General features: G+C 33.2%; 22 protein-coding genes. 7 read left to right on the forward strand and 15 right to left on the reverse strand.

Annotation, left to right across the window (positions count from 1 at the left end; translation table 11 throughout):
- Positions 1 to 97 precede the first annotated feature (97 nt).
- The gene (locus tag ACSSV5_RS06965; protein ID WP_211066666.1) at positions 98 to 505 is read left to right on the forward strand and encodes a DUF983 domain-containing protein; all 408 of its coding nucleotides are present in this window, start codon (positions 98 to 100) and stop codon (positions 503 to 505) included.
- On the opposite strand, the gene ACSSV5_RS06970 is transcribed toward ACSSV5_RS06965, so the two are convergent.
- From ACSSV5_RS06970 to topA, 7 genes are all read right to left on the reverse strand, one after another.
- A complete protein-coding gene (locus ACSSV5_RS06970; RefSeq protein WP_454245313.1) occupies positions 459 to 1,496 on the reverse strand; it encodes an NAD(P)/FAD-dependent oxidoreductase in 1,038 nt (345 codons plus the stop codon). The genes ACSSV5_RS06965 and ACSSV5_RS06970 overlap by 47 nt on opposite strands.
- A gap of 71 nt (positions 1,497 to 1,567) precedes the next feature.
- Positions 1,568 to 2,581 carry a type IX secretion system ring protein PorN/GldN gene (porN, locus tag ACSSV5_RS06975; protein ID WP_454245314.1) on the reverse strand — a complete coding sequence of 338 codons (1,014 nt, stop codon included), beginning with the start codon at positions 2,579 to 2,581 and terminating at the stop codon, positions 1,568 to 1,570.
- Between the two features lie 15 nt (positions 2,582 to 2,596).
- Positions 2,597 to 4,171 carry a type IX secretion system motor protein PorM/GldM gene (gene porM, locus ACSSV5_RS06980; RefSeq protein WP_454245315.1) on the reverse strand — a complete coding sequence of 525 codons (1,575 nt, stop codon included), beginning with the start codon at positions 4,169 to 4,171 and terminating at the stop codon, positions 2,597 to 2,599.
- 36 nt (positions 4,172 to 4,207) lie between these two features.
- On the reverse strand, positions 4,208 to 4,852 hold the full coding sequence (gene porL, locus ACSSV5_RS06985; protein ID WP_454245316.1) for a type IX secretion system motor protein PorL/GldL: 645 nt from the start codon (positions 4,850 to 4,852) through the stop codon (positions 4,208 to 4,210).
- Between the two features lie 64 nt (positions 4,853 to 4,916).
- Complete coding sequence (gene porK / locus ACSSV5_RS06990) at positions 4,917 to 6,350, reverse strand: type IX secretion system lipoprotein PorK/GldK (protein ID WP_454245317.1); 1,434 nt, start codon at positions 6,348 to 6,350, stop codon at positions 4,917 to 4,919.
- A gap of 84 nt (positions 6,351 to 6,434) precedes the next feature.
- Positions 6,435 to 7,583 (reverse strand): formimidoylglutamase, encoded by a 1,149-nt coding sequence (locus tag ACSSV5_RS06995; RefSeq protein WP_454245318.1) that lies wholly within the window; start codon positions 7,581 to 7,583, stop codon positions 6,435 to 6,437.
- Positions 7,584 to 10,085: a type I DNA topoisomerase gene (gene topA, locus ACSSV5_RS07000; protein WP_454245319.1), complete on the reverse strand. Its 2,502-nt coding sequence runs from the start codon at positions 10,083 to 10,085 to the stop codon at positions 7,584 to 7,586. It abuts the gene before it with no gap.
- 250 nt (positions 10,086 to 10,335) lie between these two features.
- Between topA and ACSSV5_RS07005 the strand changes: the two genes are divergently transcribed.
- Positions 10,336 to 11,775: an L-serine ammonia-lyase gene (locus ACSSV5_RS07005; protein ID WP_454245320.1), complete on the forward strand. Its 1,440-nt coding sequence runs from the start codon at positions 10,336 to 10,338 to the stop codon at positions 11,773 to 11,775.
- Between the two features lie 7 nt (positions 11,776 to 11,782).
- Here the strand turns inward: ACSSV5_RS07005 and ACSSV5_RS07010 are convergent, their stop codons facing one another.
- From ACSSV5_RS07010 to ACSSV5_RS07045, 8 genes are all read right to left on the reverse strand, one after another.
- A complete protein-coding gene (locus ACSSV5_RS07010; protein ID WP_454245321.1) occupies positions 11,783 to 12,208 on the reverse strand; it encodes a DUF4829 domain-containing protein in 426 nt (141 codons plus the stop codon).
- A 25-nt stretch (positions 12,209 to 12,233) separates the two neighbouring features.
- Positions 12,234 to 12,896: a LysR substrate-binding domain-containing protein gene (locus ACSSV5_RS07015; RefSeq protein WP_454245322.1), complete on the reverse strand. Its 663-nt coding sequence runs from the start codon at positions 12,894 to 12,896 to the stop codon at positions 12,234 to 12,236.
- Between the two features lie 33 nt (positions 12,897 to 12,929).
- Positions 12,930 to 13,163 carry a LysR family transcriptional regulator gene (locus ACSSV5_RS07020; RefSeq protein WP_454245323.1) on the reverse strand — a complete coding sequence of 78 codons (234 nt, stop codon included), beginning with the start codon at positions 13,161 to 13,163 and terminating at the stop codon, positions 12,930 to 12,932.
- A gap of 281 nt (positions 13,164 to 13,444) precedes the next feature.
- Entirely contained in the window at positions 13,445 to 14,188 is a 744-nt protein-coding gene (locus tag ACSSV5_RS07025; protein ID WP_454245324.1) for a hypothetical protein, read from the reverse strand.
- Positions 14,091 to 15,182, reverse strand: a complete 1,092-nt coding sequence (locus ACSSV5_RS07030) for a DNA cytosine methyltransferase (protein WP_454245325.1) — start codon at positions 15,180 to 15,182, stop codon at positions 14,091 to 14,093. Before ACSSV5_RS07030 ends, ACSSV5_RS07025 begins: the two co-directional genes overlap by 98 nt.
- 172 nt (positions 15,183 to 15,354) lie before the next feature.
- Complete coding sequence (locus ACSSV5_RS07035) at positions 15,355 to 15,642, reverse strand: hypothetical protein (RefSeq protein WP_454245326.1); 288 nt, start codon at positions 15,640 to 15,642, stop codon at positions 15,355 to 15,357.
- A gap of 72 nt (positions 15,643 to 15,714) precedes the next feature.
- Entirely contained in the window at positions 15,715 to 17,343 is a 1,629-nt protein-coding gene (locus ACSSV5_RS07040) for an amidohydrolase (RefSeq protein ID WP_454245327.1), read from the reverse strand.
- Between the two features lie 106 nt (positions 17,344 to 17,449).
- Entirely contained in the window at positions 17,450 to 17,800 is a 351-nt protein-coding gene (locus tag ACSSV5_RS07045; RefSeq protein WP_454245328.1) for a 4Fe-4S dicluster domain-containing protein, read from the reverse strand.
- 60 nt (positions 17,801 to 17,860) lie between these two features.
- Here ACSSV5_RS07045 and ACSSV5_RS07050 point away from each other — a divergent pair, with 60 nt between their 5' ends.
- The 5 genes from ACSSV5_RS07050 (at position 17,861) to ACSSV5_RS07070 (ending at position 22,968) form a co-directional block, all read left to right on the forward strand.
- Entirely contained in the window at positions 17,861 to 18,913 is a 1,053-nt protein-coding gene (locus ACSSV5_RS07050) for an acyl-CoA reductase (RefSeq protein WP_454245329.1), read from the forward strand.
- Positions 18,914 to 18,918: 5 nt separating this feature from the next.
- Positions 18,919 to 19,983, forward strand: a complete 1,065-nt coding sequence (gene serC, locus ACSSV5_RS07055; protein ID WP_211066676.1) for a 3-phosphoserine/phosphohydroxythreonine transaminase — start codon at positions 18,919 to 18,921, stop codon at positions 19,981 to 19,983.
- Between the two features lie 25 nt (positions 19,984 to 20,008).
- On the forward strand, positions 20,009 to 20,959 hold the full coding sequence (locus tag ACSSV5_RS07060) for a D-2-hydroxyacid dehydrogenase (RefSeq protein WP_454245330.1): 951 nt from the start codon (positions 20,009 to 20,011) through the stop codon (positions 20,957 to 20,959).
- A gap of 1 nt (position 20,960) precedes the next feature.
- Entirely contained in the window at positions 20,961 to 21,599 is a 639-nt protein-coding gene (locus ACSSV5_RS07065; protein WP_454245331.1) for a septal ring lytic transglycosylase RlpA family protein, read from the forward strand.
- Between the two features lie 988 nt (positions 21,600 to 22,587).
- Entirely contained in the window at positions 22,588 to 22,968 is a 381-nt protein-coding gene (locus tag ACSSV5_RS07070) for an HU family DNA-binding protein (protein WP_211066397.1), read from the forward strand.
- Positions 22,969 to 23,493: the final 525 nt, after the last annotated feature.

Consider the following 23,493-nt stretch of genomic DNA (forward strand, 5'->3'; position numbering starts at 1 on the left):
TCCGCATATGTGGAAGACATTTAAAATAACATTCGGTATGACGTAAGTTTGTGCAAATATTGGTATTTTTGTATTTATAATCTAAGAAAACATACAAATGCTTAAAGGTTTTAAAATTTATAGCATCATTACAGGATCTTGCCCGGTCTGCCACGAAGAAAGTATGTATAAAGAAAACAATCCCTACAAATTAAAGCATATCCATGATATGTATGAACGTTGTTCACATTGTGGTACAAAATATCAAATTGAGCCATCGTTTTTTTATGGTGCTATGTATGTGAGTTATGCTTTGGGCGTTGCAATAGCTGTGGCTACTTTTATCATTACTTATTTCTTTATAGGTCTTGAAGTTTTTGCGTCTTTTATGAGCATAATTGGGGTTTTAATTTTATTGATGCCTGTGATAATGCGCTTATCACGTAATATTTGGATCAATCTTTTTTTTAGTTATAAGCCTAAATCTGAGCGTGAAAACGTTGAACAGAAACTTCAGGATCAATAGGTGTTTCTTTAAGAATATGATTTATCAACATTTGACCTAATTTAGGAGCCAACATAATACCACGACTTCCAAACCCATTGAGAATATGAAGGTTTTTATATTTTGAGTGCGAACCTAAAATTGGTCTTCTATCCTTAGTTGTGGGTCTGATGCCACAAACTTGGTCAACAATTTCATAAGGTGAATTGATCATTTTGTTCAAAGCTTCTTTCATTTGGGATTTTGCTGTTAAAGAAGGCTGATGATTTAAAGGTTGTCGTTGATAGGTTGCTCCAAATTTATATAAATTATGACCAAGTGGAATCAAAAAATATTTGGCTTTATAAAGATCTTCTATTTGGAGTTTTTTAGATTTAAAAATAATATAATCGCCTTTGTTGCCATAAATTCCTAAATGATTAAAAAAAGGATTTTGACCAACCCCAAAACCTTCACAAAATATAATATGCTTGTAAATTTTATTCCTATAAGAAATACTGCTTTTATCAACCTTTAAATTATTATGCTGAAATGTGTCATCTATCCAATGTTTTTGATAATACTGCTTTAAACACTGAAATAGAATAGGCAGATTAATTGATGTTGCTTTTATTTCACCAATCTTATCAGTGAGTAAAGTTTGATTTTTATTTGTTAAAACTTCAGGTGAAAGAAATGGCGAGAGTCTTGGTTTATCACAAGCTTGATACCAATTGTTTTCTTGTGCTACATCATGAATAAACACATTTAATGATTTATTTTTATAAATTTCACCTGATAATTGTTTGTCTAAAGATTGATAAAATAGCTTAGCATAAGGCAAAAACACTTCAACATTCCATACAGGCTTCATATGTTTTACGGCAACGGGATTAATGATGCCACCAGCAATTTTTGAAGAAAGCTGTGAATTGTTAGAAATAATATCAAACGATGTATTGTTAATTTCTAAATGTCTAACAACAGAAAGCCCAGCTAAGCCAAAACCAACGATAAGAAAATCCTTATTCATGTTTAAATTTAGTAAATAAAAAAAAAACGCCCCTATAAAAGAGGCGTTAAGTTAATGATTATAAATTGGAATTAATATGTCCACATATCCAATTCAAAATTTCTGATTTCTTCTTTCAAACGCCTAGCTTCAAGAAGTTGCATCAAGGCATTGTCTTGAATATAGTTTTCAATTTCTCTATCCTCATAGATGTTTTGAGTTTTATAAATAAGTGCTTCAAAACGTCTAGAATTTAAGAGGTGATCAAAGGTTAAAGGATGTGCACCATTATCAGAATTCAAAACTTTGGCTTTGTGTAAAGCTTGACGAGCATCTTTAAACCAAACCCAAAAATAAGGAATCACTTTAGGATCGCCAGAATAAGTGGGATTTTGAGTTTGAATATCATAACCCGCAGGAGCGATACCTAAAAGTCTATATTTAAGAGCTCCTTGTCTTTTATCAAAATACCAAATGCCTTTGACTAAATAAGCAGTGATATCAGCACCTGTAATTTCAGTGGGTATCACATAAGGTTTCATTTGATTAATCAACTCATCTGAATACAATTCAGGATAATTTTGAAGTTCGTTAGATAGAGCTCTATTCAAGAACAATTGTACATTTTCGGTACCCGTAATACCATACTGACCTAATAAATCTAAAGCCACATCAGGTAAAAAGATAGCTTTCAAGGAATTTTGAATTTCTTCATAGCTCTTTTTTTGTTGAAAATAGCTAGTAGAATACACTTCAGTTATTGCTCCTTCAGCATTAGGATCTTCTCCTCCTTTTTTGATAGAAGATATTAAGACTTGAAATAATGATTGTCTGTTATCGCCAAGCCTACCGTCATCAAGTGGATACAACAAGGGATAATTAATTTTTTGATTTAAATCGATTTTTTCCCAAACAATTTTTGACCACATAATGTCTCGTTTGTCAACATAACCATAAGGTAAAGGTTTGCTATCGTCAAGTTCTTCTTCTTCTTGAGATAATTTTTTAATATCGTCAGGTGATTTAGCATTTAAAACACTTGACTGCGCATTAATTTGACTGAAAGTCAAAAAAAGAGCAATGATATAAATGAAACGAATTGACATAAATAAAATGTTTAATTAGTTTGTAAGTTGTACAAGCAAAGCAGGCATACTTTTCACGTTAACCTGAGCGCCTGGAACATCTGCACGAATATCAAAAAATTGAATGATATCGCCAGTTTTAGCTAAGGCGAGTGTTTTTTTAGCTTGAGCGTTTAATCTATCTCCGTTAACAACAACTGAAGCCTGACCTGGTACACTCATAGTAAATCGTTTAACGACAGGTGAAATATCAAAATCAAAGTCTTCAAAAATTGCACCTATTGGAGATATTTCTACAGCTTTACGCGGTAGTTTTATAGCACCACCTTGAGCCACTTGACCACGAATGGTCGGTGTAGGTCTTGGAAGTGATTTAATTCTAAAGTTGGTTGAAGAGCTAAAAGTTTCGCCTTCTATAGTACCGTTTACCTTGATGCTTAATTCCTTACCCGTGCCAGGTTTTAAAATATAAGTTGAACCTGATTTTTTTCTAAATGTATGTCCTGGAGCAGATGCTGAAATATTATTTTCAGGCACACCTGGCATTGATACGGTAATAGGATTATCAATACCTCTATAAACGACATTCATTTTATCAGCAGAAACAATGGCTTGATTTGGTTTAGGAATAACTTGGAATGATTGTTCTACAGGAACTTCAATATCTTCAGCATCTTCTTGAGCAAACACAAGTTTACCTTCAATTTTATGCTCACCTGGATTACCAGCTGTAACATTAAGTTTTACTTTTCCACCAACAATTTCAAAATCTTTTCCTTTTTCGAGTTGGCGACCGTCTAATTTTAAATTTACTGTTGTTGGTACTGTAGTTGAGTCTGTTCTTCCAAGAACAATATTACCATCAAATTTATTTCCAGGATAAACCGCACTTCTTTCAGTTTCAAGCAGTGTTGAATAATTATTCATAGAAGCAATTTCTACCAATTGACCTGAGAACATCTTAGAAAGCACTTCATTTTCATTAATTTTAATGTTATTCTGAAGCGTAGATAATTTAGTGATTGTTGAAATTAATGGATAACCTATATAATGATAACTGATATAATCCATTTTCTTTCCATCATTATCTGTTATTACAACATCAGCTTCTTTAAAGGTTTCCTTTACATTCTCTATCACATTAGGATACGAATCTCCTATAAGCTGTTCCATACCATTACGATATTCTTCCATCTTCTGCATAAATTCTTGACCAGCTTTAGTTAATTTACCACTAATCATAAATTTTTCGTTCACATAAGAGTCTTTATCCATTGCTTCATAATCCTTAGGATTTTCAACAGTGCCTTCAAATTCACTTTTAAGTGTAGCTAAATAAGAATAATAATTATCAGATAGTGTTGAAACTTGCTCTGCAGTTTTAGCGATTTCACCAAATTGTTCTTTAGACTCAATCGCTTTCTTTTTAAGACCTTCGAGAGCTATTTTGTTTTTTTCTTCAAAAGTTTTGTTTGTCGCAGTAACGGTTTCATTGACGATACCAAAACCCGTCAAAACTTCTTTAGACATATTCAAGGCCATCATTGAAATGAAAACCAAATACATTAGGTTAATCATTTTCTGCCTTGGTGATACTTTTCCAGATGCCATATTATGTTATATTTTTTATATTAATTAAGAGATGAATTAAGCTTTAGGTTGCATAGCACTAAGCATACCTCCATAAACTCCATTAAGAGAGTTAAGGTTTTTAGTCAATGACTCCATTTGTTCTCTTAATTTACTAGCATTATCAGCAACAGCTTCATTAATTTGAGCTTGTTTAGAAGCTGACTCCACTTGTGCTTTGTACAAGTTATTTAAAGATTCCATTTGTGCTGCGGCTAATGAAAGCTCTTCACTGTATTTCTTTTGAGAATTGATTCCATCTGTAGTTGGTGATAAGTTTTTAGCTGCACTTTCAAAACTTCTTATACTTTCACCTAAGCTTTCCATAAGATTAGAGTCAATTCTAGCTTCTTTGAGCATTTCATCAAGTTTTTGAGACAATATCCCTTTTTCTTCTTCATCAGCCTCGACACCTTCTCTTGCTCTACTGTCAGCATCTTCACCAGCGAGTTCTGGATAGACTTTAGACCAGTCAAGTTCAGAATCAACAGGTTCGAATGCAGAAACTGCAAAAACAATTGCTTCTGTTACTAAACCAATAATCAACATAAGGTCACCATAAGGCCAGTGCATAAGTTTAAATAGTGCTCCAATAATAACAACAGAGGCTCCGAGACCATATATCATGTTCATTACTTTCTTTGACGTATTTGATTTTGCCATAATTTTTAAGTTTTAATTTATTAATTATTTATTGATTTGATTATTATAAAATTTAGTTTTGATTTTAATTTCTTCTGCGGTTTTGTGATATCCCACTACCGAGGTAGTCCTGTACAGTTCTAAATCCAATGTAGCTTCTTGCAGAATCTGCATATTCATAATCTCTGGTACTCACTCTTAAAAAGTAACTAACATCTTTCCAAGAACCGCCTCTAATAACTTTACGGTTATTTTCTTGATTATTCATATTAGGATTAATAGAAGACATATATTCATAGGATGATGGGTCATATGAAGTATTTACCCATTCAGCAACATTTCCAGACATATTATATAGACCATAATCATTGGGTTGATAAGCATCAGCCTCAACGGTATAAAGAGCTTCATCTGCTGCATAATCACCTCGTAAAGGTTTAAAATTAGCGAGATAGCAAGCTCTATCATCTTTTGTGTATGGACCACCCCAAGGAAATGAAGCAGATTCTAAACCTCCACGAGCAGCATATTCCCATTCAGCTTCCGATGGAAGTCTAAAAGCTGGCGATCTGTTTTTGTCAGCTTCTTTATTATATGTATTTAAATATTGTGTTCTCCAATCTGAAAATGCTTTAGCTTGCACCCATGAGACACCGACAACAGGATAATTATCGAATGCAGTATGGTAAAAATAGTTGTTATGCATTGGTTCGTTGTACGAATAATTAAAGTCTTTTATCCATACAGTAGTATCTGGATAGACAGGAACTTTTTGCTCAACGATCTGACTGGAAAGCTTTTTATCTGAACGAGCAGCTTTGTCTAAATTTACAGTTTTATAGCTGTAAACAAATTTTGTAACATCAAGCATACGCTCTCCATTGTAAGAATCTTCTTTATCTAAGTAAAATTCATCCATCACATAAACATAGTTTTCGTCTGGATATTCTGAAGGTTTCCAAATAATATCAACATCCCAATTTAAAGTTCTATCCATAGGGTCATAATGTTTTGAATATTGTTGATATGGCGTTTGATCATCCTGATTTTGATTATTATTATTACCTCTACCAAACAAGCCTAAACCTCCTTTTTTGTTTTGACCAATTGATTTAAAAGCAAAATCTTGAATACTTCTACTATTTCTTCCTCCGCCTTGATTTGGATCTGCATTATCTCCACCTCCAGCAAGCTCAGCCTCTTCTGCGAGTTTTTGTCTAATAACAGAATCTCTGACATATTCAGTGAACTGTCTGTATTCAGAATTGGTTATTTCAGTCTCATCCATGTAAAAAGATGTAACTGTCACGGTTTTAATCGGTGCATTTTTAAGTCCAGCAATATCATAATCAGATTTACCCATGGTAAAAGAACCACCTTCTATTTTTACCATTCCATAAGGTTTTTCAGGAAACCACTGTTTACCTTGAACACCTACAAGCTGTCCTTTATCACTATTAGAACAACTAACTAAAAGAGAAATCACTATAAATAATTTCAATAAAAATTTAAACTTCATACAAAATCGTTTAGTTCATTTAAAATTTCAGTATTACAAAAAAACAATAATTTTATTAATAAACCCGTAAATTTTTTAAAAAAATCAAAATTCATTTTTTTTTCTTGCTTTTACCCAACGTTCTGGTATGTTTTGATTGCAAGCTGAAATGTAATTTTGCTTATCACATGGTAATAACGTATGTTGATTTAATTTATTATTAACATCTTTAAAATTAGAAGATATTTCTATCCACCACCGACCAGAGAGTTGACTTTCATAAAATACTAAGATATCATTTTCTACGGGAACTTGATATTTTATAAAGTTTGGATTATTGATGTCTGCTTTTTCATCGAGTCTAAATTTTACGCCTTCTATAAAATACCAAATCACTTGAGCTATCAATTGTTTTGAAATGTTTGAAGTTAGATGTTGAAGCTCGTACAGCCCAAACGAACTTACCTTATCGCTTATTCCTGCATATCTTGAAAGTGCACATATTTCACGGCTATCAAAACCATTTGGATATAAACTGTCTTGACCTAAAGATTGACTTTGTATGCTGGTAACATCCAAAGCCACGATATCTGCATCTCTTAAAGTAGGTTCTACACTCTCAATGTTTTTTGATACTTCGCCTAACCTATATGCCTCAAAAAACATTTTTTCTAAAAGGTTGATTTCCTCTTGAGAATTTAGATATGTTTGATAACCTACATTAGCATAATTAAAGAGATTATAAGGTTTTTGAACTATCATATGGCTTAAAAATGACTGATTGTGCATCTTGGCATTAGAGTCGCCTAAATCAAATTTTGCATCTATATTGGCTAAATTCACCATATATTTTATTCCATCATAAGCCCTATATTGTGAGTAGAGTATATCTTGAGAGCCTCCTAATATTATAGGTATAATATTGTAACCAAGCACTTTTTTAATAATACTTTGAAATGCGTAATAAGTATCACTGATAGATTCTCCTGCATCTAAGATACCTAAGTCTATTATTGATAAATTCCAATTCCCTTTATATAATTGGTAAAGTTGAATTTTAATTTCTTCAAAATCTATTTCGTTTTTATCAGATTGGCTGCCACGACATTCATTGATACTTATTATACAAAAATCAAAATCTTCTATTGACGTTTGCTTATCTAAAAAACTAACCGAGGATCCGATATAAATATTGCTTAGATTTTCAACAGCCTCAATAAAACTTGATGTGTTTGGTTTTAAAATTTTAAACATCTACTGTTTTCTTGATTTGGATTTGGATTTGGGTTTTGTCTTTCTTTTAGTTTTTTTAGGCTTCTTTTTGTCTAACATCGCTTTAACTTCTTCTAAGGTTAAAGCTTCGGCGTCTGTCGTTTTGGGTAATTCTATTTTGGTTTTACCTTGACTGACTTTATATCGACCCCATCTGGCTTTTTCTACTTTAATACCTTCGTCTTCCCAATGGTGAATGAGTTTGTCTTTTTCCTTTTGAATTTTGTCTTCTATAAGTTCGATGATATCGGCTTCAGAAAGATTGTCAAAATCGTATTTTTTACTGACATTGATAAACATGCCATCCCATTTCAAAAATGGTCCAAATCGCCCTTTACCTTTTTGAACGCCTTTACCTTTATATGTATATATAGGTTTTTCTGCCTCTTCTTTGGCTTTTATGATTTCAATGGCTCTATCATAACTGACTTCTAATGGGTCTTCGCCTTTGGGGATAGATGCAAACTTTTTACCATATTTTATATATGGTCCATATCGTCCAACGTTGGCTTCTACTTTTTCGCCTTTGTATTCGCCGAGTTCTTTTGGAAGCTTAAACAAATCCATAGCTTCTTCAAACGTGATAGAATTTAAAGTCTGGTGAGGTTGGAGTCCAGCAAATTTTGGTTTTTCTTCATCTTCTACAGAGCCAATTTGCACCATAGGTCCAAATTTACCCAATCTAACACTAACAGGTTTTCCTGTTTTTGGATCTTTGCCAAGTATGCGTTCTCCGACTTCTCTTTGGGCATTTTTGGCAACATCTTCAACATTAGGATGAAATTTATCATAAAACTCTTGAATAACTTCTGTCCATTGTTCTTCACCTTGAGCAATTTCATCAAAATCTTGTTCGAGTTTAGCGGTAAAGTTATAATCTAAAATTCCTTCGAAATGGTTGACTAAAAAGTCATTGACCACCATACCAACATCGGTAGGAATCAATTTACCTTTGTCAGCTCCTGTAATTTCAGAAAGTGTTTTTTCTTTAATCTCGTTATTTTTGAGAATTAATTTTTTATAAGACCGTTTATGGCCTTCAATATTTGATTTTTCTATATATTTTCTATTCTGAATAGTCGAAATTGTTGGAGCGTATGTAGAAGGTCGCCCAATACCAAGTTCTTCAAGTTTTTTGACTAATGCCGCTTCGGTATAACGCGATGGTGGTCGTGTAAAGCCTTGTGTAGATTCTATAGCTATTGGTTCTAATTTATCACCTTTGGTGATTTTAGGCAGCATTCCAGCTTGTTCTTCATCTTCTTCGTCTTTACCTTCAAGATAAACTTTTAGAAATCCATCAAATTTGATCATTTCGCCTTTGGCTACAAAAATTTCTTGGTGTTTATCGGCTTTTATTTTAACGTTTGTTCTCTCAAGTTGAGCATGACTCATTTGAGATGCAATAGCTCTTTTCCAAATCAATTCGTATAATCGCTGTTGATCGCGTTCTGCTGGCACGTTGTGTTTAGAAAAGTCTGTAGGTCTTATCGCCTCGTGAGCTTCTTGAGCTCCTTTAGATTTTCCTTTGTAGTTTCTACTTTGATGATATTTTTCACCATATGCCGAAATGATTTCGTTTTTAGCACCAGCTTTTGCCTGATTTGACAAGTTGACGCTATCGGTTCTCATATAAGTAATATGTCCAGCTTCGTATAAACGCTGTGCCATTGACATCGTTTTTGCAACAGGAAAGTAGAGCTTTCTTGCGGCTTCTTGCTGTAATGTAGATGTCGTAAACGGCGGAGCTGGTTTTTTTTGAGCTGGCTTTTTGTCGAGTTCAGCAACTTCGAAGTTGGCATTAACACATTTTTCTAAAAACGATTCAGCTTCATCAAAAACATCAAAACGCTTTGGTAGTCTTGCTTTAAAAGATGAACCATCTTGGGTTTTGAATTGAGCTTCAACTTTATAAAAGGTTTCGGTTTTAAAATCTCTGATTTCACGTTCACGCTCTACAATTAATCTTACTGAAACAGATTGCACACGACCTGCTGATAAACCACCTTTGACTTTTCGCCATAACACTGGCGACAATTCATAACCTACCAATCGGTCTAAAACACGTCTGGCTTTTTGAGCATTCACTAAATTATAATTAATGCCTCGAGGATTTTCAATCGCTTTTTGAATAGCAGATTTTGTGATTTCTGAAAAAACAATGCGTTTTGTTTTAGCCTCATCAAGTTTTAATTCATCGTACAAGTGCCAAGCAATGGCTTCTCCTTCTCGGTCTTCATCACTGGCTAACCAAACGGTATCAGATGATTTTGCTGCTTTATTTAATTTGGAGACTATAGATTTTTTATCAGAATTGACAACATATTTGGGTTGAAAATTATTATCAACGTCAACGCCAAGCTCTTTTTGGGGTAAATCTGCTATGTGGCCGTAACTGGACTCAACTCTATAATCTTTACCAAGAAATTTTTCAATGGTTTTAGCTTTTGCAGGTGACTCGACAATAACTAAATTTTTGGGCATAGTAAGTGAATTTTGTGTGTGCAAAAGTAGGCGAATTTTTGAATATAAAAATTGAAGTGGCTTTTAATCTAAAATAAAATCTTTGCAAAATCTTATCTTAATAATTATAACTCATTAATATTTAAGTGTTTATACAAACATGATATGAGATTGATTTTTTTTTAAATCCGTATGAAATAAATTATTTAATTTAAACTTAATTTTAAAAATCTGTATTCAAAAAAATACATCTTTGTAAAAAACAATTTAAGTGAAAAAAATAGAATGCATCAGTGTTTTTGATATGCTAAAAATTGGTGTTGGTCCATCAAGCTCTCACACTCTGGGACCATGGCGAGCTGCACAACTTTTTGTAAAAGAACTTAAAGCCATAAAAGCTATTGAAACCATCGATTCCATTAAAGTTGAGCTTTACGGTTCTCTTTCTCTCACGGGCAAAGGTCACGCCACGGATATAGCCGTTGCACTTGGTTTGATGGGATTTGACCCTGTAAAAATGCCCATTGAAAACATTGATACTGAAATTTCAACATTAAAATCTGAATCAAAACTACTATTAGGACATCAAAACTACATAAAATTTAGTTTCAAAAACGATATAGAATTTAAAAGTCAATTTTTGGATTTTCACCCTAACGGAATGATTTTTAAAGCTTTTTCTAAAAGTAAAATTTTGCATCAAGAAGCTTTCTATTCTATTGGTGGTGGATTTGTAGTGAAAGAAGAAAGAGAAAATGCCAAACAAAAAATGGAAGATTTTAAACATTTTCCGTTTTCTATAGAAACTGGTGAAGAATTACTAACCTATTGTTCAAAAGAAAAGAAATCTATTGCAGAAATAGTTTTAGAAAACGAAAAATCGCTTCGATCTGGAGATGAAATTGACCAAGGATTAAAAGATATTTGGAAAGTGATGTTAGATTCTATGTATGTCGGTTGCCATACCGGTGGTGAATTGCCTGGCGGACTAAATGTGAGTCGCAGAGCTTTAAAAATGAATCAAAACCTCCTAGGTGAGCATTTTGAAACTTATGATAATGCCGAAGAATGGCTTCAAACCATCCGACAAACCGAAGTCAAGTTTAGGCAAATATTAAAATGGGTAAGTTGTTTTGCTATTTCAGTCAATGAAGTCAATGCATCTTTAGGTCGTGTAGTCACTGCACCGACTAATGGTAGTGCAGGAACATTACCCGCTGTGATGATGTACTATATGACCATTGAAAATCATCAAGCTTCTTTTGAAGAACTTAAAGAATTTATGCTGGTTGCCAGTGAAATAGGAAGTTTGTTTAAAAAAGGGGCAACCATTTCTGCAGCAATGGGTGGCTGTCAAGCTGAAATTGGCGTGTCATCTGCTATGGCAGCCGCTGGCTTAACACACGTGATGGGTGGCACAGCCGAACAAGCACTTATGGCGAGCGAAATTGCTATGGAACATCATCTGGGTTTAACTTGTGATCCTATCGCTGGATTGGTTCAAATACCTTGTATAGAACGAAATGCTATGGGTGCCATAAAAGCCATCAACGCAGCAGAAATCGCTATTGAATCTGATGCTTCAAAAGCAAAAGTGCCGCTTGACAAAGTGATTAAAACCTTGTGGGAAACCGCTAAAGACATGAACAACAAATACAAAGAAACTTCTGAAGGCGGTCTGGCGGTTCAAGTTAATATCAGTGATTGCTAAGTTTAAATTACTGTTTAATCCTTGTGTCTGCAATATAACTAATCAACCAACGATTATCAATATTAATCAAAGTCAACACATTAGTTCCTGAGTGAGATAACTCGCCATTGACATAAAATTTATAAGGTATGCTGTACTGAGCGAAATGCTTTGAAACTAATGAATCAATATTAAATATTTGTTCTTCTATATTGATGTTTTCAGGAATAGATTTTAGACTATTCAAAAAGTCTTGTTTTGTTGAAAAACTCAAACTTGCTTTAGGTTGTAGTTGAAGGCTGTGTAGTTTTAAATTGTCTAAAGTTAAACTATCAATGATTGATGTGTTTTTTTGATTTAAGGCTTTAAAAAAGTTATTAACGACATCACTTGAAGATTGAGCATTAGCTAAATGGCTTATAAGAAAAATAACGGGGAGTAACAGATACTTCATAATGCTTTTAATTATTGTTATAGGATCATATAGAGCTGATATAATTTTCATACCAGTTAAATTTAGACTCAATAATTTTTTGTTTTTCTTGTTTCACAAAATCTATATAAGATTGAGCTACAGGTGAAAGCTTTTTGTTTTTTAACCAGATTAAATTCCACTCTGTGGTAATCGGACATTTTTTTGAAGGTACAACCTTGGCAATATTGTTTAATAATGCATTTTTTAGACCTATTATTGGCATAAGCGACACACCAAGTCCAACAATAACCGCTTGTTTTACGGCTTCATTTGAGGTGAGCTCAAGCCGTTTACCTGCAGGGAAATTATTATTTTTCATATAAGTTTCCATAGCGTATCTGGTAGCAGGGTCATATTCTCTAAAAATAAGGGGCACTTTTTTTAAAGCATTGAGGTTATCTTTATATTTAAAATCAAAATCTTGATTGGCAACCCAAACTAAAGTATTTGGCATTAAAGGTTCTCGTTTTACATCTATGTGAGATGGTAAGGTTGAAACCAAAGCAAAGTCTACAGCATTTTCTTCTATAGACTTTACAACTTTGAGCTTATTGGTTACGTCCATATTAAGTTCTATACCGGGATGCTCATTTACAAATTCATTTAAGAAATAAGGCATTACATATTTACCTGTTGAAACTACGGATATTTTTAACTGCCCTACCAACTGACCTTTAAATGCTAAAGTTTTAGGTTAATATCAAACTTCTTTTAAAATCTTTTTTGATGATACCACAATTTCATAGCCAAACTCAGTTATGTGTATTTTTCGACCTATAACTTCTAAAAGTGGAATTTCAAATTGATCTTGAAGGTTTTTAAGTTGAATGGAAACAGCAGGCTGAGATAAATGCAAAGCTTCTGAGGCTTTTGTAACACTTTTAAGTTCAGCAACTTTTACAAATACTTGCAATTGATGTAAGGTATAGTTCATTATTAATATTTATGTTTTAAGCATAAAAGTATAAATATAACTAAATGTTTTTTGCCCAACAAATAATACAAAATTAGTCCAACAGCAGATTGAGATGTTTAAAAATAAAAAAAATCACCTTAGAGCTATACGAGTTGAAAACGGTTGGTGTATGGTTAGTGGCGACTAAAAACACCCAAACCTTTTTATTCAATCGTAAAATTAGCAAAAAAACGGACTTATCGATTCAGCCCAAACCTCGCCATTAACTATACACCGTGTTGTGTTTAGTGTTCTGATTATCAATTAAATAATTCTGCAGGATTGATTTTGAATTGTAACATTTGAGCTGTTTTTCTGCCACCATCACCACCTTTTCTTTGCATTGTAATTTTACCAATTTTTATATTACCTCTTTTCGTTATTGCTATATCACCATTTCCAAAAAAGTTTAAGCAGTAGTTCATTGGCTTTAATATCCATCTTGCAGAATTTTCAACCTTTTGAGCTACTAACATCCATTCAGCCGAAAATTTACCTCGACCTTTTAAAATATCACTTACAATCAGAGATTTATTATCATTTAACCAGTTTAATAATAATTGTTGATTTTTTTCACTAAATTCGTTAGCAAAAGTTCTTCTATTATCTTTAGGGTTATTAACATACGGTGGTAATTCGCCGGTATAGTGTTTAAGTAGTGTGCTTACTATTTCAGGCATATCCCACATTTCGATATATTTATCTATCCATCTTTTGTCAATTTGATTAAACCCTTTTAAATTACTAACTAATTTTACTTGTATATTTTCTGCATCTATTGCTTTTTTTAGTTTGATAGTTATTTGAACTTGTATATCAGCTTTAAAACCTGAAATTACTATGGCTTCAACGTACTCAATTTCTGAAATTTCATAATCCATTAACTTTAACCAAATCTGAGCTTCTTCATCTTGTTTCCAATTGTTGAACTTTTTTACTATGTCTTTCTCGTTCTTGAATCCGTTTTTGGCTATTTGAGAACCTGATTTTTGTTCTTCCGTCATTTTCTTTTATAGTTTTTGTGATTTCTTTAATGATATGTTGTAAGACATTGATTGAGACACTATTGCCAAATTGCTTATGAGCTTCAGTTACGCTTTTAGCTAATATAAAACTATCTGGAAAACCTTGTATTCTTGCACATTCTCTAGGTGATAATTTTCTGATATTATCTTTAATTTTATAAAGACCTGTTTTAGAACCAACACCACCGCCATAAGCAGATAAAGTAATTGCATGCCCTTTTGGATGATAAATTCTTTCACCTTGACCGCCTTTATTTACTTTACCTATTTGAAATGGCTTATTAGGTAGTTCAATTTCGCCAAAAATATTTGTTGTTGAATGAAAATCTTTATAAAATGATATATCACTTCTTTTGATTATTTTACCATTTGCTGGATTCTCTTCGAGTACATCTTCTAAACTACTTTTTATATTTGGGTTGGGAAAATTAAAACTAATACTATTAAATTCTTTATTATTAAAAGCAACTATATAAACTCTTTCTCTGTTTTGAGGCAAACCAAATGTACTAGAATTTAATACTTTAAAAAATACTTTGTAATCCATATTTTCTAAAGTATTTACTACTGTATTTAGAGTTTTACCTTTATCATGTCTTACGAAGTTCTTTACATTTTCTAGAAATAGTATTTTAGGTTTATGATAATCTACAATCCTAGCGATATCAAAAAACAATGTACCTCTTGTATCTTCAAATCCCTTTTGTTTACCTGAAATTGAAAACGCCTGACAAGGAAATCCACCGCATAAAATATCATGTTGTGGTATCAACTTTTCATTAATTTTTGTTATGTCTCCTTTTGGTAATAAATTATGATTTAAATAATATATTTCTGAAGCCTTTTTGTCAATTTCTGATGCAAATACACATTTTGCACCAAAAGAACTTAAAGCATAATGAAATCCTCCTATTCCTGCAAATAAATCTATGAATTTATATTTACTTAATGTCTTTGTTTTAATCTCTATCATAGTTTTAATTTTTCAAAATTTGTAAACAAATCAGGTTTACTTTTTTTTGCTCTTTTTCTATTAGTAATCTTCCACAGTAAAAAACTTTTTTAAAGTCTGGTTGATACATAAAAAATATTAAGTTTTCATTTTGAATATTTAAAAAGGGTAGATTTCCAGTTTTAAAAGTTACCTACTTGTACTCTATACCATCAATTACGATAAAATCTTTTTTTTGTAATAAGGTGTTTTTCTCAATCTTAAGTTTATTTAATACCAACTTTATTATTTCAGGCATTAACTTATCATTTTTAACATGTCTAAAGTCAGGTATATCTAAAACTTCATGTATATTATTTTTATTAAATGATTCAGCCAGTTCTTGCTCAATTTTTTTAATTTCATATCTATAAATATTACACACTTTGAAATTTGCTAAATGTGGTAACACTTTACTGACATACAACTTTTCTTTGTTCATATTTAAAATAAAATAATTTACTAATATATAGTAATATTTTTAAATGAAATTCGAGTCATACATTACACACAACTACTCAATATCATAAACATTTTCACCTCCAACAAAAGTTTGTTGCACTTTCAAATCAATTACATCATAAATATCACAACTTAACAGGTCTTTGTTCAAAACCACAAAATCTGCGTATTTACCACGCCCAAGACTGCCTTTCACATCTTCCTCAAAAGCAGCATAAGCAGGCCAAATTGTCATGCCTTTTAAAGCTTGTTTTCTAGTCAAAGCATTTTGCATTTGAAAACCATTTTTGGGATATGCATGCGTATCTTGACGACTTACTGCAGCATAAAAGGTTAAAAGTGGATTGACATTTTCAACAGGAAAATCTGTTCCTAAGGGTAAAACACCAGCTTGGTCAAGTAAAGTTTTGTAAGCATAAGCATATTTGATGCGTTTAGCCCCTAAGCGTTCTTCTGCCCAATACATATCGCTGGTGGCATGTGTTGGTTGAACAGATGGAATAATGTTTTTTGAAAAGTAATGATAATCTTCAGGGTCTATAACTTGTGCATGCTCAACACGCCATCGTTTATTAGGTTTATCGTTAATATATTTTTGATAAACTTTGAGTACCACTGAATTAGCAGAATCACCAATAGCATGAGTATTCATTTGAAAATTTGTCTTTGAAAGTTTTTTAGCCAATTGGTCTAAATGTTCCAAACTTATCAACATCGCACCATAATGATTTTTTTGATCAGAATAGGGTTGTTTGAGTGCTGCACCTCTTGAGCCTAAAGCACCATCGGCATAAACCTTTACTGAACCTACACGCAGTCTTGGTGTGTTGATGACTCCTTTTTTTAAAAAATAATCAACATCTTCAGGAGTGTTGCCAACCATAGCATTGATACGAATTTTGAGTTCGTTTTGGCGTTGCATCTCTTGAATAATATTGATAACTTTTCTTGACAAACCAGCGTCAGTAATGCTAGTAAGCCCATTTTTAAATGCAATTTTTTCTGCTTTTTTAAGTGCTTTTTTTATTGATGTTTTTGATAATTCAGGAATGATAGCATTAATTTTATTCATGGGTTCATCAATTAAAACACCAGTTAATTCACCATTCTTTTTTACAATTTCTCCGCCTTTTATTTGAGTATTAATGTTGATTCCTGCCAAGTCAAGAGCTTTTTGATTAACCAACATAGCATGACCATCAATCCTAGTTAAAACTATTGGTGTGTTAGAAAATAAATCATCTAAGGTATCTTTAGTAGGAAATGTCTTTTCTTGCCAATCATTTTGATCCCAACCTCTGCCAATAATAAAATCAGACGAATTTTGTTTCTGATATTGTTGCAAAGCTTCTACCACTTCATCAAAACTTTTGGTTCCTACCAAATTGACTTGCTCCAAATTTACCCCTAATCCATAAAAATGGGTATGAGCATCATTAAAACCTGGGTAAACATATTTCCCGTTTAAATCGATAGATCGGTTTGCTGTATATTTTGTTTTAATTTGCTCAGTTGTCCCTATGTCTAAAATTAATCCATCTTTAACCACCATAGCTTCTTGAGTAGAAAACAAAGCGTCAAGAGTATAAATATGAGCGTTGTAAAACATTACCTCTGCGTTTTGTTTTTTTTGACAAGACAAAGCAGATGTTATGCTCAATAATAATAAAATTTTTTTCATAGATAAAATAAATGATTGTTTGAAACTAAACCATAGCAGCATCATTGATGATTTGAGAGCTATAGAACAGCAAAATAAAACCTATTATTAGATTTTAATTTATAGGCTATTCATTATGCATAAAAGCCTGTTTGCCAAGAAGTTCTTCTTCTGTTTCTTCGTGATCTTCATCAGGCACGCAACAATCAACAGGGCAAACCGCTGCACATTGTGGCTCTTCGTGAAAACCCTTACATTCGGTGCATTTATCGGTAACGATATAGTAAAACTCATCACTAACAGGCTCTTGAACCTCATCAGCATCAACTTCTTTGCCGTTGGGCAAAACCACCTTGCCTTCTAAGTTAGTACCATCAGAATATCGCCAATCGTCAGCACCTTCATATATTGCAGTATTTGGGCATTCTGGTTCACAAGCCCCACAATTTATACATTCGTCTGTTATCTTAATCGCCATGTTTTTCTTTTATCGTAAGTTTGTTCAAAATTAATCATAATAGCAAAATACCACAAGTTTATGCTCACTTTTGAACAACGAAAAGCAGCATTTGTTGACCTTGGTCAGCATATACGTGATTTGACAAATCAACAATCCTTAACACTTTCAAAAAAACACCCTAAATTTGAGGAAGTTCTTCAAATTGCAAAAGCCGAAAACCGATGGTTTACTGAAGAAAATATTTGCTTTGCATTACAACAATGGGGAAAATCTCTCCAAAAGAACAATTTGGATGAATGGTTAAATCCTTATAATTTAGAAAAAGATATTTCACCACAAAATATTGGCGTTGTTATGGCTGGCAATATTCCACTTGTGGGTTTTCACGACTTTTTATCTACATTGATTTCGGGCCATAACATCATCGCAAAATTATCTTCAAACGATAAGCAACTTCTACCCTATTTTGCTGAGCAATTAGTTGATATTCAGCCTGAATTTAAATCCTATATCAAATTTGAAGAGAATCAACTCAAAAACTATGATGCCGTTATTGCCACAGGCAGTAATAATACTGCTCGATATTTTGAATATTACTTCAGAAACAAACCGCATATCATTAGAAAAAACAGAAATGGTGTAGCCGTTTTGACCAATCAAGAAAATATTGAAGATTTTCAAAAATTAGGTGAAGATATGTTTAGATTTTTTGGTTTAGGCTGTAGAAATGTGTCTAAATTATTTATCCCTCAAAACTTTAATTTTAATCATTTTTTTAAAGGCATTTCAAAATTCAAACCCTATATTTACCACAACAAATACGCAAATAATTACGATTACAACAAAGCGGTTTATTTGATGAGTGATACAAAGTTTTTAGACAATGATTTTTTAATCTTAAAAGAAGATAAATCTATTGCTTCACCAATAGGTGTTGTTCATTATGAAATTTATGATAGTGAGACTTCACTACAACAAACTTTAAATCAACACCGAGATGAAATTCAATGTATTGTCGGTCAACATTCAAGTTGCCAATTTGATTTTGGTCAAGCTCAACAACCCAATTTGGCAGATTATGCCGATGGTATAGACACCGTTCAATTTTTACAAAATCTTTCAACAAAATAAGAATTATGAAAAAACACAATTTTAGTGCTGGTCCTTGTATTTTACCAAAAGAAGTCTTTTTGCAAGCTTCTGAAGCGGTGATAGATTTAGATAATTCTGGCTTATCTATTTTAGAAATTTCTCATCGAAGCAAAGCTTTTGTTGATATTATGGAAGAAGCAAGAGCTCTGACTTTAGAATTGTTAGGACTTGAAGGCAAAGGCTATCAGGCTTTATTTTTGCAAGGCGGTGCAAGTTTACAGTTTATTATGAGTGCATACAATTTACTTGAAAACAAAGCGGCTTATCTCGAGACAGGTGCGTGGTCAACCAAAGCTATCAAAGAAGCAAAAAAGCTTGGCAAAGTTGAGATTGTAGCCACTTCTTCGGATAAAAATTTTAATTATATTCCAAAAGATTATAGCATTCATAGTGACCTAGATTATTTTCACTGCACGAGCAACAACACCATCTTTGGCACGCAAATCAAAGACTTTCCTAAAACAGATGTTCCCGTTGTTTGTGATATGAGCAGTGATATTTTTTCTAGACAACTTGACTTTAGCAAATTTGATTTGATCTATGCTGGTGCTCAAAAAAACATGGGACCAGCTGGAACAACTTTAGTCATTGTTAAAGAAGATATACTCGGCAAAGTCAGTCGAGATATTCCTTCGATGTTAGATTATAAAATCCATATCGGTAAAGACAGCATGTTTAACACGCCACCCGTTTTTGCGGTTTATACATCAATGTTGAATTTGCGTTGGCTAAAAGCAAAAGGTGGCATTGAAGCCATTGAAAAAGAAAACGAAAACAAAGCCAAATTAATTTATTCTGAAATTGATATCAATCCGTTGTTTAAGGGTTTTGCCAATAAACCTGACCGTTCAACAATGAATGCCACTTTCAATTTGGTTGATGACACACTTAAAGACCGTTTTGATGAAATGTGCAAACAAGCAGGCATTAATGGTGTAAATGGTCACCGAAGCGTCGGCGGTTATCGTGCTTCAATGTACAACGCTTTGCCTAAAGAATCGGTAAGTGTTTTAGTAGAAATTATGGACGAATTAGAAAGAAAAGCTTAAAAATTAAAGACTAAAAAAAATTGAAATGAAAATATTAGCAAACGACGGTCTGTCTCAAGCTGGTGTAGATATGCTTGAAAAGGCAGGTCACAAAGTCATACAAACCAAAGTAGCTCAAGAGCAGCTCGCCAAATACATCAACGATAATGACATTGATGTCATATTGGTGAGAAGTGCAACCAAGATAAGAAAAGACTTGATTGATGCTTGTCCAAATCTTAAAATCATCGGTCGTGGTGGTGTTGGGCTTGACAATATTGATGTTGATCATGCGGTATCTAAAGGAATTAAAGTCATAAACACACCAGCGGCCTCATCAGATTCTGTGGCGGAATTGGTCATGGCACATGCTTTAAGCGGCTTTAGATTTTTGCATCTCGCCAATCGTCAAATGCCACTTGAAGGCGATTCAAAATTTAAAGAACTCAAAAAATCTTATGCCAAAGGCACCGAACTCAAAGGTAAAACTATGGGAATAGTCGGTATTGGTCGAATAGGTCAAGCCACGGCAAAGCGTGCTATTGGTATGGGAATGAATGTTGTGGTTCATGACAAATTTACTGATGAAGTGGATGTTAGACTTGATTTTTTTGATGGTCAACATTTAGATTTTCATTTAAAAAGTATAGATTTTGATGACCTTCTATCAAAATCTGATATCATTACATTTCACGTGCCATCACAAAAAGACTACATTTTAGGTGCTAAAGAAATCGAAAAAATGAAAGACGGAGCAGCGGTTATCAACACTGCTCGCGGTGGCGTTATTGAAGAAAAGGCTGTAGTTGAAGCTCTTGAAAGTGGTAAATTGAGCTTTGCCGCCATAGATGTATTTGAAAATGAACCAACACCTGAAATTAAATTGTTGATGCAATCCAAATTGTCATTAAGCCCTCATATTGGTGGTGCAACCACTCAAGCCCAAGACCGAATTGGCATCGAACTCGCCGAACAAATTATTCAATTAAGTCAATAATGTGAAACCTTTACAACTTTTTATATTGCTCATATTTTGGGGTTTACCAAACCTAAATGCTCAAACCCAACAAGGTTTTGCTTCGGTAAGACCACTATCTCATGAAGGGTTGATGACCAAAAGCGGTGAACGGTTTTCTCACGACAGTCTTGTAGCTTCGCACCGCAGTTTGCCTTTTGGCTCTGTGGTGAAAGTGACTAATCTAACCAACAAACAATCTATCAAAGTAAAAATAAACGATCGCGGTCCTTTTATCAAAGGTCGTATCATAGATTTATCTCAAAGTGCTGCAGATTCTATAGGACTTTACAACAATGATATTGCTCAAGTCAAAATGGAAGTGCTTAAAATTGAAACAAATTTTGAGCCACAAAACGCAACTTCAAATCCAAATTCAAAAGGAAATTTTGCCATTCAAGTGGCCAGCTATTCTAAAAAAGAAAATGCGATTAATTATACAACCGAACTCAAAAAATATAATATCACAGAACCTATACACGTCAAACTACAATCAGTCGATGACAAAACTCTATTTAAAGTTTTTATTGGCAATTTTGATACCCGTGAAAAAGCTGAAAAATACAAAACTCAATTACCTGATGCTCTACAAAAAGGCTATGTTACAACTATAAATCCTTGAGCTATTTTTTGCTAAAGCATTCTGATAGCAACTGAGTTTAAGCTTTTATAGTTATGAAATTCAAAAGATTATATATTGCTATCATTCCAATCCTGCTCATAATAGGATGTAATGCCATTGAGAAACCTAATGAATAAGACCCAAAAATCTAAAAAATCTCTCAGCAAACCAAACCCCCTTTGTCATTCTGAACGGAGCCTGCGAAGTGAAGAATCTCTCAGTGAACCGAACCCCAATACGTGAGAAAGATTCCTCCTGCCGTCGGAATGACATTCCCTTGTCATTCTGATACCGAAGTCTCGGTAGAGGAATCTTTTGGTGAACCGAACCCCAATACGTGAGAGAGAGATTCCTCCTGCCGTCGGAATGACAAACCCCTTGTCATTCTGAACGGAGCCTGCGAACCCCTTGTCATTCTGAACGGAGCCTGCGGAGTGAAGAATCTCTCAGTGAACCAAACCCAATACGTGAAAGAGAGATTCCTCCTGCCGTCGGAATGACATTCCCCTGTCATTCTGAACGGAGCTTGCGAACCCCTTGTCATTCTGATACCGAAGTCTCGGTAGAGGAATCTTTCAGTGAAACGAAAACCAATACGTGAGAGAGATTCCTCCTGCCGTCGGAATGACATCCTGCCGTCGGAATGACAACCGATCGTCGGAATGACATTCCCTTGTCATTCTGATACCGAAGTCTCGGTAGAGGAATCTTTCAGTGAAACAAAACTCAATAAGTGAAAAAAAATCATCCTATCGTTTATTTTTTTTAACACATTTAAACTACTGTAAAACAACAATATACAAAATAATAATATTATAATACATTATATATCAGTATTATAACTAACTTATTAATAATCAACAAACAAACTAAATGTTCATAACTTGTTGAAAACCTTATTTATAGTATTACTAAAAAAATAAAAAAAGCTTTTTAAATTTACACCAATATTAACCAGGCAGTTTCATCTGCCATAAATTTTTTAACAATGGTAACATTTAAAACCGTTCAAAAGGTGAACCCACAAGATGTGGCGGCACCACGCAAGTTTTACGCCCAGGTCAAAACAAGTGGGCGTACAGATCTGAATCGATTGGCATTTTTAATTTCCAATCAATCAACAGTCCGTAAGGCAGATTGCCTTGCTGTACTGGAAGCATTTGTCCACAACATGTCTGACGAGCTCAGCCAAGGACATATTGTGTATCTAGGAGACTTAGGCTCTTTTCGCGTCAGCCTTAGCTCAGAAGGTTTCGACCTTGAAGAAGATGTGAGCTCAAACGCCATAAAGGACTCTAAAATTTTGTTTAGACCTGGCAAGAGATTCCGTGATTTGCTTAAAACTTTAGAATTCAAAAAAGTGGATTAGCCTGTATTCATAAGTTTTAAGCTTGTATTAAAACCTTGGTTTTTTCCGTGAACCAAGGTTTTTTTTATGTAAAATCTAAAGATTTATCACAAAAACAACCGCAGGTTTCTTCAATTTCCTGCTTAGGTTATGCTCAAAACCTAAGGTGGTTTTACTCAAAACCTAAGGTGGTTTTAAAATTTGCTGCTACAGCTTTTTTTTTAAAATCAATTTGAACCCAAATTATGCATTTGAGCAGATAAAAACATAGGTATATCGGGGTAAACCCTAAAAAAAATGCTCATATTGAATAAAAAAGTTGATAAAAAAAATGAAACTTACATTTTATGGATTCAAAATATGCAAAAAATATTAAAAAAACATTAAATATAAGTATTAAAAAAGCCGATTTATTGTGAAATATTTACTTAAAAAAAATAAAAAAAGCTCAAAAAAAAGAATGAGGATTAGCCTGTATTCATATTTTTGAGCTGGTATTAAAACCGATATTTTCCGTATTATCGATATCCAAAAATATAAAATAGA

This window comes from Psychroflexus sp. MBR-150 (assembly GCF_053628795.1).